This is a genomic window from Hwanghaeella sp. LZ110, assembly GCF_048892525.1.
Classification (GTDB): domain Bacteria; phylum Pseudomonadota; class Alphaproteobacteria; order UBA8366; family Aestuariispiraceae; genus Pacificispira.
This window is the reverse complement of the sequence record NZ_JBLZHT010000002.1, coordinates 415,980-432,161: the sequence shown is the minus strand read 5'-3', so window position 1 is coordinate 432,161 and position 16,182 is coordinate 415,980. Positions and strand designations below refer to the sequence as shown.

14 protein-coding genes are annotated in these 16,182 nt (G+C 54.8%); 4 read left to right on the top strand and 10 right to left on the bottom strand.

The window, feature by feature from the left end; translation table 11 throughout:
• Nucleotides 1-57 precede the first annotated feature (57 nt).
• Nucleotides 58-2,013 (top strand): acyltransferase family protein, encoded by a 1,956-nt coding sequence (locus tag ACOSDM_RS05780; protein WP_420723542.1) that lies wholly within the window; start codon nucleotides 58-60, stop codon nucleotides 2,011-2,013.
• A 143-nt stretch (nucleotides 2,014-2,156) separates the two neighbouring features.
• Entirely contained in the window at nucleotides 2,157-3,320 is a 1,164-nt protein-coding gene (locus tag ACOSDM_RS05775) for a GNAT family N-acetyltransferase (protein WP_420723541.1), read from the top strand.
• Between the two features lie 272 nt (nucleotides 3,321-3,592).
• Here ACOSDM_RS05775 and fmt read toward each other — a convergent pair whose 3' ends face one another.
• The 4 genes from fmt to ACOSDM_RS05755 all read right to left on the bottom strand — a co-directional run bounded on the left by fmt (nucleotide 3,593) and on the right by ACOSDM_RS05755 (nucleotide 6,815).
• Complete coding sequence (fmt, locus tag ACOSDM_RS05770) at nucleotides 3,593-4,537, bottom strand: methionyl-tRNA formyltransferase (protein ID WP_420723540.1); 945 nt, start codon at nucleotides 4,535-4,537, stop codon at nucleotides 3,593-3,595.
• Nucleotides 4,538-4,594: 57 nt separating this feature from the next.
• Nucleotides 4,595-5,128 carry a peptide deformylase gene (gene def / locus ACOSDM_RS05765; protein WP_420723539.1) on the bottom strand — a complete coding sequence of 178 codons (534 nt, stop codon included), beginning with the start codon at nucleotides 5,126-5,128 and terminating at the stop codon, nucleotides 4,595-4,597.
• Between the two features lie 97 nt (nucleotides 5,129-5,225).
• Nucleotides 5,226-6,017 (bottom strand): exodeoxyribonuclease III, encoded by a 792-nt coding sequence (xth, locus tag ACOSDM_RS05760; RefSeq protein WP_420723538.1) that lies wholly within the window; start codon nucleotides 6,015-6,017, stop codon nucleotides 5,226-5,228.
• A 39-nt stretch (nucleotides 6,018-6,056) separates the two neighbouring features.
• The gene (locus ACOSDM_RS05755) at nucleotides 6,057-6,815 is read right to left on the bottom strand and encodes a gamma-glutamyl-gamma-aminobutyrate hydrolase family protein (RefSeq protein WP_420723537.1); all 759 of its coding nucleotides are present in this window, start codon (nucleotides 6,813-6,815) and stop codon (nucleotides 6,057-6,059) included.
• A gap of 114 nt (nucleotides 6,816-6,929) precedes the next feature.
• Between ACOSDM_RS05755 and ACOSDM_RS05750 the strand changes: the two genes are divergently transcribed.
• Nucleotides 6,930-7,721, top strand: coding sequence for a sterol desaturase family protein (locus ACOSDM_RS05750; RefSeq protein WP_420723536.1), 792 nt, complete (start codon nucleotides 6,930-6,932; stop codon nucleotides 7,719-7,721).
• A gap of 80 nt (nucleotides 7,722-7,801) precedes the next feature.
• Nucleotides 7,802-8,974 (top strand): cell division protein ZapE, encoded by a 1,173-nt coding sequence (gene zapE / locus ACOSDM_RS05745; protein WP_420723535.1) that lies wholly within the window; start codon nucleotides 7,802-7,804, stop codon nucleotides 8,972-8,974.
• Nucleotides 8,975-9,336: 362 nt separating this feature from the next.
• Here zapE and ACOSDM_RS05740 read toward each other — a convergent pair whose 3' ends face one another.
• From ACOSDM_RS05740 to rimP, 6 genes are read right to left on the bottom strand one after another with little or no spacing between them, the layout of a single operon-like run.
• Nucleotides 9,337-10,095 carry a HesA/MoeB/ThiF family protein gene (locus ACOSDM_RS05740; RefSeq protein ID WP_420723534.1) on the bottom strand — a complete coding sequence of 253 codons (759 nt, stop codon included), beginning with the start codon at nucleotides 10,093-10,095 and terminating at the stop codon, nucleotides 9,337-9,339.
• 9 nt (nucleotides 10,096-10,104) lie between these two features.
• Nucleotides 10,105-10,566: a 30S ribosome-binding factor RbfA gene (gene rbfA, locus ACOSDM_RS05735; protein WP_420723533.1), complete on the bottom strand. Its 462-nt coding sequence runs from the start codon at nucleotides 10,564-10,566 to the stop codon at nucleotides 10,105-10,107.
• Nucleotides 10,567-10,608: 42 nt separating this feature from the next.
• Complete coding sequence (gene infB / locus ACOSDM_RS05730; RefSeq protein WP_420723532.1) at nucleotides 10,609-13,176, bottom strand: translation initiation factor IF-2; 2,568 nt, start codon at nucleotides 13,174-13,176, stop codon at nucleotides 10,609-10,611.
• A complete protein-coding gene (locus ACOSDM_RS05725; RefSeq protein WP_420723531.1) occupies nucleotides 13,173-13,904 on the bottom strand; it encodes an RNA-binding protein in 732 nt (243 codons plus the stop codon). The genes infB and ACOSDM_RS05725 overlap by 4 nt, the downstream gene beginning before the upstream one ends.
• A 23-nt stretch (nucleotides 13,905-13,927) precedes the next feature.
• Nucleotides 13,928-15,514: a transcription termination factor NusA gene (gene nusA, locus ACOSDM_RS05720; protein ID WP_420723530.1), complete on the bottom strand. Its 1,587-nt coding sequence runs from the start codon at nucleotides 15,512-15,514 to the stop codon at nucleotides 13,928-13,930.
• A gap of 52 nt (nucleotides 15,515-15,566) precedes the next feature.
• On the bottom strand, nucleotides 15,567-16,088 hold the full coding sequence (rimP, locus tag ACOSDM_RS05715) for a ribosome maturation factor RimP (protein ID WP_420723529.1): 522 nt from the start codon (nucleotides 16,086-16,088) through the stop codon (nucleotides 15,567-15,569).
• Between the last annotated feature and the right edge of the window lie 94 nt (nucleotides 16,089-16,182).

The following is a 16,182-nucleotide window of genomic DNA, read 5'->3' as shown; positions in this document are numbered from 1 at the left end:
CCGTTTTCGCCAAATACTTGTTATATCAAAAAATATTTCACGAAATAATATTAAAAGATGACATACTTAGAAAATTCTCATGAAAAAAACTATCGAACAGACATTGAAGGTCTACGCGGCTTATCCGTTTTATTCGTGATTTTATTTCATTATGATATTGGGTTTTTTAGTGGTGGTTTTGTTGGTGTTGATATTTTCTTTGTAATCAGTGGATTTCTAATAACGGGAATTATAACTAAAAATGTTCATAATAAGTCATTTAACATTGTTGAATTTTATCTGCGCCGAGCCCGACGTTTGCTGCCAAGTTATTTGATTGTATTATTTGGAAGTTTTCTGCTTGCAGCCATCTATTTTTCACCTCTGCATTTTGAACGCTTCAGTGAAGCGTCTTTGTATGCATTGGTTTTTGCATCAAATATCTTTTATATTGGAGAGGTTGGGTATTTTGATTTAGGTGCCCAACTAAAACCACTTCTACATACGTGGTCTCTTGGGGTGGAGTGGCAGTTCTACTTGATTTGGCCAATAACATTATTTTTCTTCTTTAAGTTTAAGAAGTTTATTGGCCCTCTTTTTTTAGTTCTCATATTCTTATCGAGTATTCTTGGGGCTGTGGCGTTTGATACAAGTCTGTCCAGCTACTATGTCCCAGTTTTCCGGTTCTATGAATTTATGATTGGCGCCTTAGCTTACGCCGTAAGTCGGAAAACAATAGAAGACACTCTGATAAACACAACATTATTGGTCTTTGGTTTGGGACTAATTCTAGTAAGTGTTTTCTTTTTTAAAACTACTATGCCATTTCCGTCAGGCTATGGATTATTACCAAGTGTCGGCGCTGCTCTGGTAATTCATAGTTGCCCAAAATGTCCGCCCATCGTCAGAAAAATGTTTGAGAACAAGGTAATCGTGAGTATCGGAACAATCAGCTATCCGCTTTATCTGGTGCATTGGCCGGTTCTGGTGTTTTTTCAATATGCAACATTCAGCCCTGTTTCACCTTTAGAAAAAACCGTTCTTATCAGTGCCAGCTTTGTAATGGCTTTTATACTATCGAAGTTTGTTGACATACCGATAAGAAACCAAATTAAAGTTGTCGGGTCGCGCCTGCAATTCAATCAATTTCGCCTAAAACTAATAACAATATTGGGTTCATTTGTTTTCTTTGCTGTGTTTCCCGCTCTCGCATATAGCGCTTCTTATACAAATGGTTGGGGGTGGCGCTTCTCATCAACGTATTCGGATAGAATAAAGCGCCAGCTTGAGGATGGAGCCTTAGCGAATGAGGCGTTTTTTGAAACCCACAACAAACTTCCTGTCGATGCAGAATCAAGTAACAAGAAAAGCGTTCTGATTGTTGGTGATAGTCACAGTAAAGACCTATTTAACGCACTTTCACAAAACAGAGACCTATTTCAGAATGATTACGTCTTTTACACATTTAATCTAAGTATCCATTGCCATATGCCTGAATCTGTTCGCCAATCCCTAGCCTCTCGTTTGGTTCATGGAATAACGACAAGCACGATATCTGAGAGCTGCAAGGCACAAAAGGTGGAACTGCTGAACTTAAAATACGCACAGGAAGCAGATATAATCATCGTGGCCTCCCGTTGGCATTCTTCGAATCTTGAATATCTCGATCCAACGGTTAAGTTTTTTAAGGCCTTCCCGAACGCAGATATCATCTTATGGGGAGCACTGGAACTCCCTATTGACCCCGTGACGCTTCTGACGACCAAAGGCCCAACACAAAAAGTTGCAAGAATGTTGTATAATCTTGGTCAAGAAGAGCGCATCCGACTGAATGAGACTTTAAGTAACGCAGCGCGTCGCTGGGACATACGATATTATGATGTCCTATCAACAATATGCCGAGATACAGTTAAGGAATGTATGGTTTTTGACTCATCGGGAACCGCCCTATTTATGGACGATAACCATTGGACCTTCGAAGGACAAAAGTACTTCGGCTCCACCCTCTCTCCACTGCTTGAAAATGTAAATTAAGGGTACGTTTAAAGTGAAATCCTGACTCTGCCTGCAGGCACCTCGCTGAAATAGTTCTAATTAGAACTTGTTTGCCTTCCCCTTGAAAGCTGAATGGCGCGCGCCAAACTTCCCTTAAGACACTTTGCGATCAAGGACCCAAAATGCCCGACGGCGAGAACAGTTTGCTGGTAGAGGTTTGCGCGTCCTTAAAGGAAGTCGACAAGGCTGCCTGGGATGCCTGCGCCGGGGCGGAAAACCCCTTTGTTTCTTATGACTTCCTTTCCAGCCTGGAAGAAAGCGGATCGGTCCGGGCGGAAACCGGTTGGCTGCCCCAGCACCTTCTGCTGCGCGATTCCGCAGGGTGCTTGCTGGCAGCTATGCCGCTGTATCTAAAGGGTCATTCACAGGGGGAATATATATTCGATCATTCCTGGGCGCATGCCTATGAAAGCGCAGGCGGTCAGTATTACCCCAAGCTTCTGTCCGCTGTGCCCTTTACCCCCGTGCCAGGGCCGCGCCTGTTGACAGCCGCCGCACCAGATCCGGCTGCTGCGACCCAATATCTGATCAGTGCCATGGCACAATTGGTGGAGCGGCACAGCGTCTCCAGCCTGCATGTGAATTTCGTCACCGAGCCGCAAGCAGAAACCCTGGAAGATGCCGGTTTCCTGATCCGCCACGGTCACCAGTTCCATTGGCACAATGACGGCTATACATCCTTTGAGCACTTTCTGGAGGCGTTTTCGTCCCGTAAACGCAAGGCCGTGCGCAAGGAACGCCGCGCCCTGGCCGAAGCAGGCCTGACCGCCAAAGCCCTGACGGGGGATTCGATCACCCCTGAACTATGGGATGCATTTTATGAGTTCTATACCGATACCTATGACCGGAAATGGGGGGGCGCCTATCTGACGCGGGATTTCTTTGATCTGCTGCATGCGCGCATGCGCGACCGCGTGGTCCTGATGCTGGCATTTGATGCCGACGATATCCCGATTGCAGGGGCCCTGAACCTGCTGGGCAGTGATGCGATTTTCGGGCGCAATTGGGGCTGTCTGGAAACCTATAAATTCCTGCATTTCGAGCTGTGTTATTACATGGCCATTGATTATGCGATCACCCATGGGCTGAGGCGCGTCGAAGCAGGCACCCAAGGAGAGCATAAAGTCCAGCGTGGCTATCTGCCCGTCACCACCTATTCCGCCCATCTGCTGCCCAATGAGGGCTTCCGCAGCGCGGTTAATCAATTCCTGAATAAAGAACGCCTGTATGAGGCGCGGTTGCGGGCAGAACTGGCGGAAGGCAGCCCATATAAGAAGGAGGGTTGAGGCCCAACCCATCCCTTTTAACCTTCTGCTGACCGTCGCCTGAAGTGCCATTCTGCAAAAAAGCAAAAAAATAAATTTTTTTCGCAGGCTGTGACACCCATCACAGCCAGACGGGCCCGGACGGCCTATTGTAAGGGTGTAAGGCGGCGGGTCCAAAAGGCGATGCCGCTTCGGAAGTTCCGGAGAACCGAGGCCAAAATCCTGCCCCTCCCATCCGGTTTCGGTTCAACGGTTACGGCGGCGACGAGACTATCTCGTCGCCGTTTCGTATTTCAGGCCTGTTTATCACCAAGCAAACAATCACCAGGAGATAGGCGCAGTCCCCGCAAGAAATCCCCCCCAGAAACCGGGCTTCGGCCCGGCCGTTGAAGATGCAGCAATTTCAGCGCACCTGTGCCACAGGCAACAACCGCGTCGGGGTCAAGGATGGTTCCAGCCGGGGCTTGCCTATCCGGAAAAGCCGGTAGCGCTTGCAGCAACTTGATGCGCTCCCCGCCATAGTCGAAGAAACAGCCCGGCCAGGGTGTCAGGGCGCGGACCCGGCGGTCCAAATCCGCTGCATTCTGGGTCCAATCGATAAACCCTTCCGATTTTTGGAGCTTATCAGCATAGGTCACACCGACATCAGGCTGTGGCTTGGGCGTGATCTGACCACTGGCACGACTGTCCAGGGCCTCAACGATCAAACGAGCCCCCAGTGCCGCCAGATCATCATGCAAATTCTGGGCAGTGCTGCGATGATAAATCGGCATTGGTTCTTCCAGCAGGACCGGGCCGGTATCCAGCCCCTCGTCCATCTGCATGATGGAAATACCGGTTTCGTCGTCTCCGGCCAGGATTGCCCGCTGGATCGGCGCGGCCCCCCGCCAGCGCGGCAGCAAAGAAGCGTGAATGTTCAAACAGCCCAATCGAGGCGCATCCAGAATTGTCTTAGGCAGAATTAACCCATACGCAACGACGATTGCCGCATCCAGGGCAAGATCCTTGAACGCCGCCTGGGCCTCTTGCGTTTTCAAACTGCTGGGATGGCGCACCGGAATGCCCATTTTCAAGGCCGCCTGATGCACAGGGCTGGGCGTTTCCTTCTTCCCCCGATGGGCGGGGCGGGGCGGCTGGGTATACACAGCCTCAATCTCATGTCCGGCCCGTTTTATGGCATCCAGGGCGGGTACAGCGAATCCCGGTGTCCCCATAAAGGCAACGCGCAGCTTCGTCATCTTTGGTTCCTGACAGGGTTCTGGCCTTAATGCGGCGCAGCGCTGGATGGGGCGGAACTACTCCGCCGCGACGTCCGGGCGGGGCTTCCCACGCATCAGTTTTTGCAGCTTGCGCATGATCATGCCCCGTTTCAACGAGGATATATGATCCACAAAGACCACACCATCCAAATGGTCGATTTCATGCTGAATACAGGTCGCCAGCAGGCCGTCTGCGTCAAGCGTCTGTTCCGCGCCCGTTTCATCCAGATATTTTACCGTCACCCGGGCTGGGCGCTTCACATCGGCATATTGTTCCGGAAAACTGAGGCAGCCTTCCTCATAGCTGGCCAAGTCGTCGGATGCCGCAATGATTTCCGGATTGATGATTTTCATCGGCTGCGGCGTTTCCCCACGCCCGGCACAATCCACCACCAGCATCCGTTTGGCTAAACCAATCTGGGGCGCAGCCAGACCAATACCCGGCGCGTCATACATGGTCTCCAGCATATCATCCAGCACACGCCGGATATGCCCGTCCACCGCCTCAACCGGGGTGCACTTTTTCTTCAGCACAGGATGCGGTGCCACCAAGATCGGCAGGATCGCCATGTCTCATTCTTCCATTACATTTCAGCACAAATCTAGAACTTTAGGTAATCTGCAAACCTGCCGGGGTCAAGGGGGTGCCGGGTGGACTGTCTTGGCATTACCCCGCCAGATCAAGGATAACCGGCACATGGTCTGACGGTTTTTCCCAGTCGCGGGCGTCGCTTAGGACCTGCATAGCGGTGACCTGATCGGCCAGCGGGGGTGTGGCCCAGGCGTGGTCCAGGCGGCGGCCTTTATTGGCAGCGCGCCAGTCCTTGGACCGGTAACTCCACCAAGTATATAACTTTTCCTCATCCGGCACGAATTTGCGCATGCAATCGATCCAGCCGAAGGCGGTCTGGGCCGCATTGAATTTTTCGACCTCAATCGGCGTGTGGCTGACGATTTTCAGCAATTGCTTATGGGACCAGACATCATGTTCCAGGGGCGCGATGTTCAGATCGCCCATCACCATGATCTTGTCGGTTGCCTTCCGGTTCTGACCGAACCAAACGGCCATTTCGTCAACAAAATCCAGCTTATGGCCGAATTTATCATTGATCGCCCGATCCGGCTCGTCCCCGCCAGCGGGGACATAGAGGGAATGTACCTCAACCCCGTTGGGCAGGGTCGCATAGATATGGCGACCATCCGCCTTACCGGTCCAGGTGTGGGATCCAATATCCTTCAAGGGGTGTTTGGAGAGGATGCAGACCCCGTTATAGCCCTTGATCCCATTGATCGCGATATGGGGATAGCCCAGTGCCTGAACATCCTTGAACGGGAACTGGTCGTCATGAACCTTGGTTTCCTGCAAGCAGATGACGTCGGGCGAAACCTGTTGGGCCAGCTTTTCCACGATGGGCATGCGCAGGCGGACAGAGTTGATATTCCAGGTCACAATACGCATCGGGTCTCTCTTTCAAACTGTAAGGATATCGGGTGAATTTTATCGGGATTGGGCGCGCTGACGGGCAGCATCGCCAAAGGCCCGGAACATGGCCTTGCTCAACGGCCATTTCAGGGCGGTCGGATGTTCCGGATGCCACTGAACCGCCAACAGGAACCCTTTGGAGCCTGGCAGGCTGACCGATTCAATGATGCCATCATCGCTGACCGCTTCTACAAACAGGCCATCGGCAAGCCGGTCGATCGCCTGAGCATGCAGCGAATTGACCATCACCTGCCCGGTCGCGCCATTCAGCCCCGCCAGCATGCCGCCGGGCTGAACATCAATCGGGTGGGCCACGTCATACTGGTCCTGGACAGGCAGGTCCTTGCGCGCACGATGATCCCGCTTGCCGGGCAATTCATGGACATGCTGGTGCAGGGTTCCCCCCAGGGCGACATTCAATTCCTGCTGACCCCGGCAGACCGCAAACAACGGCAGCCCAGCCTCTATCGCCTTGCGTATCAGCGGCAGGGTCACGCCATCCCGATTGGGGTCGCGCTTGGTGTCGGCCCGAAAGGCCGGGCCTCCATAGTTCTGAGGTTCGACATTCGATGGACTGCCCGACAGGAACAGACCGTCCAGGCGCGCCACCAGAACGTCCAGGTCCAAGGCCCCCGGCAGGGCTGGAATAGCCACAGGGATCGCCTCTGACGCCGATGCCACCGCATCGAAGTATTTATGGCCAACATGATGATACACGCTGCCTGCTTCGTTCTGCGACATACAGGCGGAAACGCCAATCAAGGGTACTGACATCAAGAATCCTCATATACAGGAGGGGATGGTACGTTATAGGCGGTAACGCAGGTGTGACTGCGCCGCCATTGGCGTGTCTTGCCCCGGCGGCGTGTTCGACACAGATTATGGCTTATGGAAACCGTGACCGAAACCCTGTTGGCATATAAATCCGTCATTGTGGCGGGGTGGGTTATTCTGTTCTTCATCATGGAACGGCTACGCCCGGCCGCGATCGTGCCCCTGGATGCGAAGGGGAAGGCCGGGCGGCTGTTCAGCAATGGCGGCCTGTTTGGCACCAATGTTATCCTATCGATATTCATTGTCGTTCCAATCAGCGTCTGGGCGACGACAACAGGACCCGACTGGCGCAGTGCCTACGCCCCCTGGTGGGACGGGATTGGCGGCCTGCTGGCAGATTTGCTGATTCTGGATATGTTGATTTACTTCTGGCACCGCGCGAATCACGAATTCCCGCTGTTGTGGCGCTTTCATGAGGTGCATCACCTGGATGCGACCCTGGACAGCACAACCGCCTTTCGCTTTCATTGGGGTGAAGTGCTGCTGTCGGCCTTAGCCAGGGCCGTGATCGTCATCAGCCTTGATATTCCGCTGGAGAGCATTCTGGTATTTGAAACTCAGGTTCTACTGGCAGCGATTTTCGCCCATTCCAATGTCAAACTGTCGCCCGGGCTTGAGAAGGCTTTGGGTTGGATTGTGATTACCCCTGCTATTCACTGGATTCATCATCATGCGATCCGACGGGACACGGATTCCAATTATGGCAATCTGTTCAGTTTCTGGGACCGGCTGTTTCGCACCTTTAACAAAACACCCCGCAGTCCGACAATGTCTATTGGCGTCGAGCGGGAGCCGGAAAAACCCTTCCTGCGATTGTTCATGCGCCCCTTTGAATCCAGATCGTAAAACAGCGATCCCAGCATTGAACCAGCGCCGATTCTGGCGCATGATTCAGGTCCCCAATCGCAATCTGTAAGTCTCTGGATTTGACTGATAACACCCCTCAAGATGATGATCCGGCCGGTCCATTGTTCAAATATCGGGCCCTGGTTCGGGATGAACAGCTAAAAGCTGATTCCTGCCAGGCCTTGGCGGCGGAAAAACTGCAAGGCCTGTTCAAAGCGCTGACCGACTATCGACCTTCGGACAATGCCGGGGGATGGAAGGCAAAGCTGGGCCTGGCGCGGCGACGGGAAGACCCGCCCCAGGGCTTGTATCTGTATGGCGGGGTCGGGCGCGGCAAATCCATGCTGATGGACCTGTTCTATAAAGAGGCAACGGTCCAGCGCAAACGTCGGGTCCATTTCCATGAATTTATGATTGAGGTCCATGGTGCCATCCATAATTGGCGCGAGGCGCAGAAGACACGCGACACGAAAGAGGATGATCCGCTGCCCAGAATTGCCGCACGCATTGCCGATGAGACCTGGCTGCTATGTTTTGATGAATTCCATGTGACCGACATCGCCGACGCGATGATTTTGGGACGATTGTTTGAGTCGCTGTTCCAGCGGGGTGTGGTCGTGGTGGCGACATCCAACTGGCCGCCAGACGAGTTGTATAAAGACGGGCTGCAACGCGAACAGTTCATCCCCTTTATCAAGCTGATGCACAAGAAACTGGATATCCTGCATCTGGAATCGCCAACCGATTACCGCTTGATCCGTTTGAAATCCCTGAAAACCTATCATGCCCCGCTGGGTGCCCCCGCGACGAAGGCGTTAAATCAGGCGTTCGACGAATTGACCGAGGGGGCGGCGGCAGAGGCCGATAGCTTTAAGGTCAAAGGCCGCACAATCGCTGTGCCGAAAGCGGCGCGCGGCGTTGCCATGGTGGTGTTTGATGACCTATGCGGTAAACCGCTGGGGGCGGAAGATTATCTGACACTGGCACGAAAGTACCACACGCTGATCCTGAACGGCGTCCCGCGCCTGACAGAGGATCGCCGCAATGAGGCTAAGCGCTTCATGACGCTGATCGATGCGCTTTACGAACATCACGTCAATTTGATCATGGCCGCAGATGCCGCCCCGAACGACTTATATCGGGAAGGCACCCATGCATTTGAATTTGAACGCGCCGTGTCCCGGCTGATGGAAATGCAATCGGGCGACTATCGCGAAATGCCACATCGTTCTGGAAACGGCGATCAGGAGTGAGGGATTTCCCGCCTGCCCTTAACAGGCGAGACGGCAGAACAGAGGCTCAGCCGCAAGATAAGGCACCGGATGAAAGATCGCTTCATTCCCGCGCAAGCGAGAATCCAGGGCGTAACGCTGTGATCTCACTATGCGGCCCTGGACCCCGGATCACGTCCGGGGTGACCGGTTTGTAAGAGGTTGATGGTATCGAGCACACCACTGCGCTCATACTAGTGTGGTGCGCGCGCATGAGCTCACACAGGATACTCTAACCACTTGTTTTTTAATCAAATACGTCATCATAAACGATTTCGTCTGTTTGGGATTTGCTCTAAGGAGAAACAGAACACTGTCCAAGAATGGGGATCAACGCACCGTCCTCAGCCGCCGCAGGTAGGACAGTCAGGGTCTTTAGGCACCTTGATTTTACGAAACGTCTGGTCCAACGCGTCAAACAGCAGCAATTGGCCCGACATGCTGGTGCCCAATCCTAACAGTTCCTTCAGGACCTCGGTTGCCTGCAGGCTGCCCATGACTCCCGCGACAGCACCGAAGATACCAACGGTATCGCACCGGGGCACCATGTCAGGGTCCGGCGGTTCCGGGAAAAGGCAGCGATAGCAGGGCCCGCCGTCATAGGCTTTGAAGGTCGATAATTGACCTTCGAACCGCACCAGGGCGGCGCTGACCAAGGGTTTCTTTAAGGAATAACAGGTATCGTTGCACAGATACCGGGCAGCGAAGTTATCGCTGCCATCGACGATTAAATCATAGTCTGCAAACAGCTCCGCCGCATTGTTGGCGGTCAACCGGGTGCGGTGTTCGATGATCGTAATATCGGGGTTAATCGTTTCCAGGCGTTCCGCCGCAGAGCGCGTTTTCGGGCGGCCAATATCATCAACGGAATGGATGATCTGGCGCTGCAGATTGGACAGATCGACCACATCATGATCAACAATGCCCAATGTGCCGATACCAGCCGCAGCCAGATACATCAGGACAGGGGCGCCAAGCCCGCCTGCCCCGACGACCAGAACCTTGGAGTCCAACAGCTTGATCTGGCCTTCCTCACCGACCTCTTCCAGAATGACGTGGCGGGCATAACGCTCTAATTCATCATCTGTCAGATCATCACGCATGGGGATGGATCAGTCCTTTGAAGACCCGCCGGCAGCAACCCTTGACTGTCTGGTTGGGGAGTCATTTTGCTCTTCATTGGTGTCTTCATCATCCTGAGACACCAAATCACGGCGAACCTCTGGACGGCGCAACAACTCATTGATCCGTCCCGCCTCGGCAAAGGTTTCGTCGGCCATGAAGCGCAGGCCGGGCGTATATTTCAACTGAACTTCCCGCGCGACCTGACCCCGCAGGAACGCGCCTGCGCGTTTCAGGGCCGATAGGACTTCATCAATGTTTTGGCCGCCCAAGGGCATGATATAGACAGTGGCCAGCTTCAGATCCGCCGCACAGCGCACTTCCGACACGGTGATCGGAATGCTGGTCAAGACCGGATCCCGAAGCTCACCCCGTGACAGAATACGCGACAGGGCATGACGAATCTGTTCGCCAACCCGCAATTGCCGCTGAGAGGGCTCTCGGTCGCTCATGCTATCGCCTCCTCTCCACTGTCTGCACCCAAATGGACTGGGTTAGAGTTTCCGCTTGATCGACTGAATATCAAAACATTCTACGATATCACCGACCTGCATGCCTTCGAAGTTTTCAAAGGCCATACCGCATTCGTACCCGCTCTTGACCTCTTTAACATCATCCTTGAAGCGTTTGAGCTGTTTCAGCGCGCCTTCATAGATCACGGTATCATCGCGCAACAAGCGCACTTTCGCGCCGCGACGGACTTCACCATCTGTGATCATGCACCCGGCGATCTTACCGGCCTTGGTGATGTTGAAGACTTCGCGGATCTCCGCATAGCCCAGGAATTCTTCGCGTTCTTCCGGTGCCAACATGCCCGACAGAACGGATTTCATATCATCAATCGCATCATAAATGATTGAATAATATCGAATATCAACGCCGTCCCGTTTGGCCAGATCCCGTGCCTGTGGGTTCGCCCGGACATTAAAGCCCAGGATCACACCCCCGGTAGACGCCGCCAACGTAACATCCGATTCCGTGATGCCACCAACGGCACCATGCAGAACGCGGACCTTAACCTCATCGGTTGCAAGACCTTCCAGGGCGGAAACCAAGGCTTCCAGAGACCCCTGCACGTCGGTCTTGACCACGATTGGCAGCTGTTCCGCCTCGCCCGCCTGAACCCGTTCGAACATTTGTTCCAACGTGCCCCGCCCGCTGATGGTAAACTGCTGTTCCCGTGCCTTGCGCTGGCGATAGCTGGCAATTTCACGCGCCTTGGACTCATCGGCCAGGACGATAAATTCATCGCCAGCCTGCGGCGTGCCTTGCAGGCCCAAAACCTCAACGGGAACCGATGGACCGGCTTCGGTCAACGCACGTCCTTTGTCATCCAGCAGGGCGCGCACCCGGCCCCATTCCTGGCCTGCGACAAAGATATCGCCAACCCGCAGGGTACCGTTCTGAACAAGAACCGTTGCAACGGAGCCACGACCGATTTCCAATTTGGCCTCGACCACCGCGCCGCGGGCTTCCGCTGCCGGATCGGCAGTCAATTCCATCACTTCGGCTTGCAGAAGAATGGTTTCTTCCAGCACATCCAGATTCAAGCGCTTGGTCGCCGAAACTTCGACGCAGATTACATCCCCGCCCATGTCTTCGGGCACAAGGCTGTGTTCCAAAAGCTGCTGTTTCGCCTTGTTTGGATTCGCGCCTTCTTTATCGATCTTGTTAATCGCCACGATAATCGGCACTTCCGCCGCTTTCGCGTGATTGATCGCCTCAATCGTCTGGGGGCGAATGCCATCATCGGCTGCGATCACCAGGACCACGATATCCGTCACCTGTGCGCCGCGTTGACGCATGGAGGTGAAGGCGGCGTGGCCAGGCGTATCCAGGAAGGTGATGCTGGCACCAGTCGTCATGGTTACCTGATAGGCCCCGATATGCTGGGTAATCCCACCGGCTTCCCCGGCGGCAACATCGGTTGCGCGCAAGGCATCCAACAGAGATGTTTTACCGTGATCCACATGCCCCATGATCGTGACGACCGGCGCACGCGGCAGGCCTGCTGCATCGCTTTTCTTGGGTTGGATCAGGATGTCTTCGACATCGGATTCCGACACACGCTTGGCGCGGTGCCCGAATTCGGACACGACCAGTTCTGCGGTATCGGCATCCAGAACTTCGTTAACCGTCGCCATAACGCCCATTTTCATAAGCGTCTTGATAACATCTGCTGCGCGCTCTGCCATACGGTTGGCCAGGTCACCAACAGAGATTGCTTCTGGAATGGTGACTTCGCGCAGAACCTTTTCACCCCGTGACAGGCGCTCCCGGTTTTGTTGCTTTTCACGCTCCCGGGCACGGCGCAGGGCCGCCATGGACCGACCGCGATTTTCGCCATCGTCTTCCAGGGCCTGCGTAACCGTCATCTTGCCACTGCGGCGGCGTTGTTCGCCGCTGCGCAGGCGCATTGTGCCCTTATTCTTCTTATCCTTGTCATCCGCAGGGGCTTGCGGTTCCAGTTTAGCACGCGCACGGGCGGCTGCGTCCGGTTTTTCGGATGGCGGAATAGGCAGATCAACCGCTGGCTCGACCGCAGTGTCTTCCGTTACAGAAGCCGGTGCCGGTTCGTCCGCGCTTTCAGCAGACTTGGCTTCAGCAGCCGCAGCATCGGTCTTTTCTTCTTCCGCCGCTGCAGCTTCTTCCTGCTTCAGGCGCTCTTCTTCCTCGCGGCGGGCGCGGGCTTCCGCTGCCTTACGCTCAATTTCCTCAATTTCCTGCTTGCGGCGTTCTTCATCACGCGCAGCGCCTTCCAGCGCCCGAATCCGGGCCTGCCGTTCGGCTTCTGACAAGCCGTCCAGCGGATTTTCCGAGACCAGCTTGTTCTTTTCCTGCGGGGCACGCGGTGCCGCAGCGCCCCCCTTCACGACCTTCATGTCGCCGGTGTCATTGCGCTCAAAGGACCGACGGCTCTTGGTTTCGACGATCACAGTCTTGGATCGGCCATGGCTAAAGCTCTGGCGTACCTGACCGCTTTCAACCGTCTTAGAGAGGCTCAGCTTTCCTGGTTTCCCAAGAGAGAGCTTGCCACCGCCTTTAGAAGTCCCATCACTCATTCATCGTCCTTTCCGGCAAGCCGACCCGTGTCGGGTGCCGTTTCTCTGAAACCTTTTAACCGCCCTGCCTCCATTTGGAAGCGACGGCTTAATCCGCCCCCGGATCCACCCTTAAGCAGCGCCGCATGAACAGCCGCGTCGCGCCCGAAGGCTTCTCCCATTTCCACCGCGTCAAGCACGGCAAAAACCGGCACATATGCCCGGGTTTCCGTTTCCCGAGCCAGGCCCGCTAATTTAGCGCGCCCATCCGCGGCCCCATCCCGGGCCTGTAACAACGCCGCGCAACGACCTGAATTCAGGGCTGCGCGGGTCTTTTCAAACCCACAGACCGCTTCACCAGCCCGACGCGCAAGAGACAATGTCTCAACACAACGCCGCGCCAACAAGGCCTCTATTTGCACGACCAAATCGACCGATGCAACGACCGGTGCCCGGGCCGCACGGGCAAACAGCTTACGATCCAGTGCTGTCTTAATGCTTTGCGCATCCGCGCTCAACCACAATCCACGTCCTGGCAGTTTCGCCGCCAGGTCTGGAACGACTGTACCGTCCGGACCCAACACGAATCGAATCAGCGCTTCCTTTGGATGCCGTTCACCCGAAACCAAACAGCGCCGGACCGGTTCTTTCCCCGCCCTGACAGATCCATCATCCACCGAAAGGTCCGGTATATCAGCCGCCAGCGCAGCGTTTGCCTGGGCAGACAGGTCTTTCTGGTCCGTCACCATCGGCGCCGTCCTCCGGACCGTCCTTAAGCCTCTTCCTCCGCAGCCTCCGCCGCAGCCTGTTCGGCCAGCATCTGGTCCAGTTCTTCCTGTGTCAGCCAGCCAACCTTCACACGCGCATTCATCACCATGACATTGGCTTCTGCCTCTGTCAGATCATCGCCGCGCAACAGACCATCGACCGGATCGGTCAACTCATCCGCTGCAAGTCCAGCAAAATCTTCAATCGTGCAGATTTTGTCTTCACCCAGCTTGATCAACTGTTTGTTGGTGAAGCCCGTGTAAGCAGCCAGATCATCGGTCACGCCCAGATTGCGACGATTTTCTTCCAGCAGACGATTCTGTTCATCCAGATAGGCGCTGGCACGATCTGACAGGGCTTCTGCGACTTCCTCGTCAAAGCCTTCAATGGTCGCCATTTCGTCAACCGGCACATAGGCTACTTCTTCAACCGAAGTAAAGCCTTCCGTGACCAGTAATTGGGCAATCATGTCATCAACGTCCAGGGCTTCCATGAACAATTCAGAGCGTTCGACGAATTCGCGCTGGCGCTTCTCCGATTCCTGCTCTTCGGTCATGATGTCGATATTCCAGCCCGTCAGCATGGACGCCAGGCGCACATTCTGACCCCGTCTGCCAATTGCCAGCGACAACTGCTCATCAGGCACCACGACTTCAATCGTGTTGGTGTCCGGGTCCATAACAACCTTGGTGACTTCCGCCGGGGCCAGGGCGTTCACGACAAAGGTCGGGTCTTCATCATTCCAGGGAATGATATCGATCTTTTCACCTTGCAATTCTGCTACAACGGCCTGAACGCGACTGCCGCGCATCCCGACACAGGCACCGACCGGGTCGATGGAGCCGTCATTGGACAGAACGGCGATTTTCGCACGACTGCCTGGATCGCGGGCGACCTTCTTGATTTCGATAATGCCGTCATAGATTTCCGGCACTTCCTGGGCAAACAACATCGCCATGAATTCAGGACGGGTCCGCGACAGGAAAATCTGCGGGCCCTTCTGTTCCTTGCGCACATCAAAGATATAGGCCCGCACCCGGTCCCCGCGTTTGAAATGTTCCCGCGGAATGATCTCATCCCGGCGCAGAACACCTTCAGCGCGACCCAGATCGATGGTCACATTGCCATATTCAACACGCTTGACCAGACCATTGACGATTTCGCCATTGCGGTCCTTGTATTCTTCATACTGGCGATCACGCTCTGCTTCGCGAACCTTCTGCACGATCACCTGTTTGGCGGTCTGTGCGGCGATGCGCCCGAAATCAATCGGGGGCAGGCGATCAATGATGAAATCACCAACAACGGCATCGGGCTTCTTGCGGCGCGCCCGATCAACGGTGGTTTGTTTCACCTCGTCTTCCACGGCATCGGGCTCTACGACCTCGATATAACGGGCCAGCACGATTTCGCCGGTCTTGCGATCAATCGTCGCCCGGATATCGTGTTCCATCCCGTATTTAGAGCGCCCAGCCTTCTGAATTGCCTGTTCCATGGCTTCCAGAACCAGGTCGCGCTCAATCCCTTTTTCCCGGGCAACGGCGTCGGCTACGGCCAACATATCGGTGCGCGTGATCGTGATGCCTTCCATCGTATTCGATCCTCTAAACTTTTGGTCAGTCGTTTAGGATGCGCAGGGGCCCTTACAGGGCGGATCCCTCCGCGGTTCCGGTTGTTCCAGCAGCCGCAGCGCGGCTCGCCTCAATCAGCGCGTCGGTCAGTACTAGCTTCGACTCGCGAATTTCTTCAAATGGCACTTCGAACGCGCCTGTGTCCGTCTCAATCTTAACCATCGTGCCGTTCAAGCCCCCCAGGATGCCGCGAAATCGGCGACGCCCATCGATCAGGGACTGTAACTCGACCTTTGCTTCAAACCCGGCATAGCGCTCAAAATCCTTGAGGCGGGTGAGCGGGCGGTCGATACCCGGAGAACTCACTTCCAGACTGTACGCCTGTTCAATGGGATCGTCCACATCCAGTAGCGCAGAAACCGCACGGCTGATATCCGCACAATCATCAACCGTGATCGCGGCCTCGTCCAAACGGTCGGCCATGATCTGCAGCGTGATCTGTTTCGTTCCCAAAACGCGCACGCGCACCAGCCCGTATCCCATATCGGTCAGGGCTGGTTCGATCATCGCTGCGATACGGTCTTCGATCGCCATTAACAGGTGCCTGTCTCTTCTCCGGCCGATGCCGGTTTTCCAACAAAAAAGGGCGGGCCGCAGCCCACCCCCATCCATCACTCTTGCAGTACAA

What these genes read in the sequence shown, in the direction of transcription:
- ACOSDM_RS05755 (WP_420723537.1), bottom strand. Translation starts at nt 6,815, where the DNA reads ATGTCAGTACCCTTGATTGGCGTTTCCGCCTGTATGTCGCAGAACGAA.
- ACOSDM_RS05775 (WP_420723541.1), top strand. Translation starts at nt 2,157, where the DNA reads ATGCCCGACGGCGAGAACAGTTTGCTGGTAGAGGTTTGCGCGTCCTTA.
- nusA (WP_420723530.1), bottom strand. Translation starts at nt 15,514, where the DNA reads ATGGAAGGCATCACGATCACGCGCACCGATATGTTGGCCGTAGCCGAC.
- fmt (WP_420723540.1), bottom strand. Translation starts at nt 4,537, where the DNA reads ATGACGAAGCTGCGCGTTGCCTTTATGGGGACACCGGGATTCGCTGTA.
- ACOSDM_RS05780 (WP_420723542.1), top strand. Translation starts at nt 58, where the DNA reads ATGACATACTTAGAAAATTCTCATGAAAAAAACTATCGAACAGACATT.
- ACOSDM_RS05725 (WP_420723531.1), bottom strand. Translation starts at nt 13,904, where the DNA reads ATGGTGACGGACCAGAAAGACCTGTCTGCCCAGGCAAACGCTGCGCTG.
- ACOSDM_RS05740 (WP_420723534.1), bottom strand. Translation starts at nt 10,095, where the DNA reads ATGCGTGATGATCTGACAGATGATGAATTAGAGCGTTATGCCCGCCAC.
- rimP (WP_420723529.1), bottom strand. Translation starts at nt 16,088, where the DNA reads ATGGCGATCGAAGACCGTATCGCAGCGATGATCGAACCAGCCCTGACC.
- rbfA (WP_420723533.1), bottom strand. Translation starts at nt 10,566, where the DNA reads ATGAGCGACCGAGAGCCCTCTCAGCGGCAATTGCGGGTTGGCGAACAG.
- ACOSDM_RS05750 (WP_420723536.1), top strand. Translation starts at nt 6,930, where the DNA reads ATGGAAACCGTGACCGAAACCCTGTTGGCATATAAATCCGTCATTGTG.
- xth (WP_420723538.1), bottom strand. Translation starts at nt 6,017, where the DNA reads ATGCGTATTGTGACCTGGAATATCAACTCTGTCCGCCTGCGCATGCCC.
- def (WP_420723539.1), bottom strand. Translation starts at nt 5,128, where the DNA reads ATGGCGATCCTGCCGATCTTGGTGGCACCGCATCCTGTGCTGAAGAAA.
- infB (WP_420723532.1), bottom strand. Translation starts at nt 13,176, where the DNA reads ATGAGTGATGGGACTTCTAAAGGCGGTGGCAAGCTCTCTCTTGGGAAA.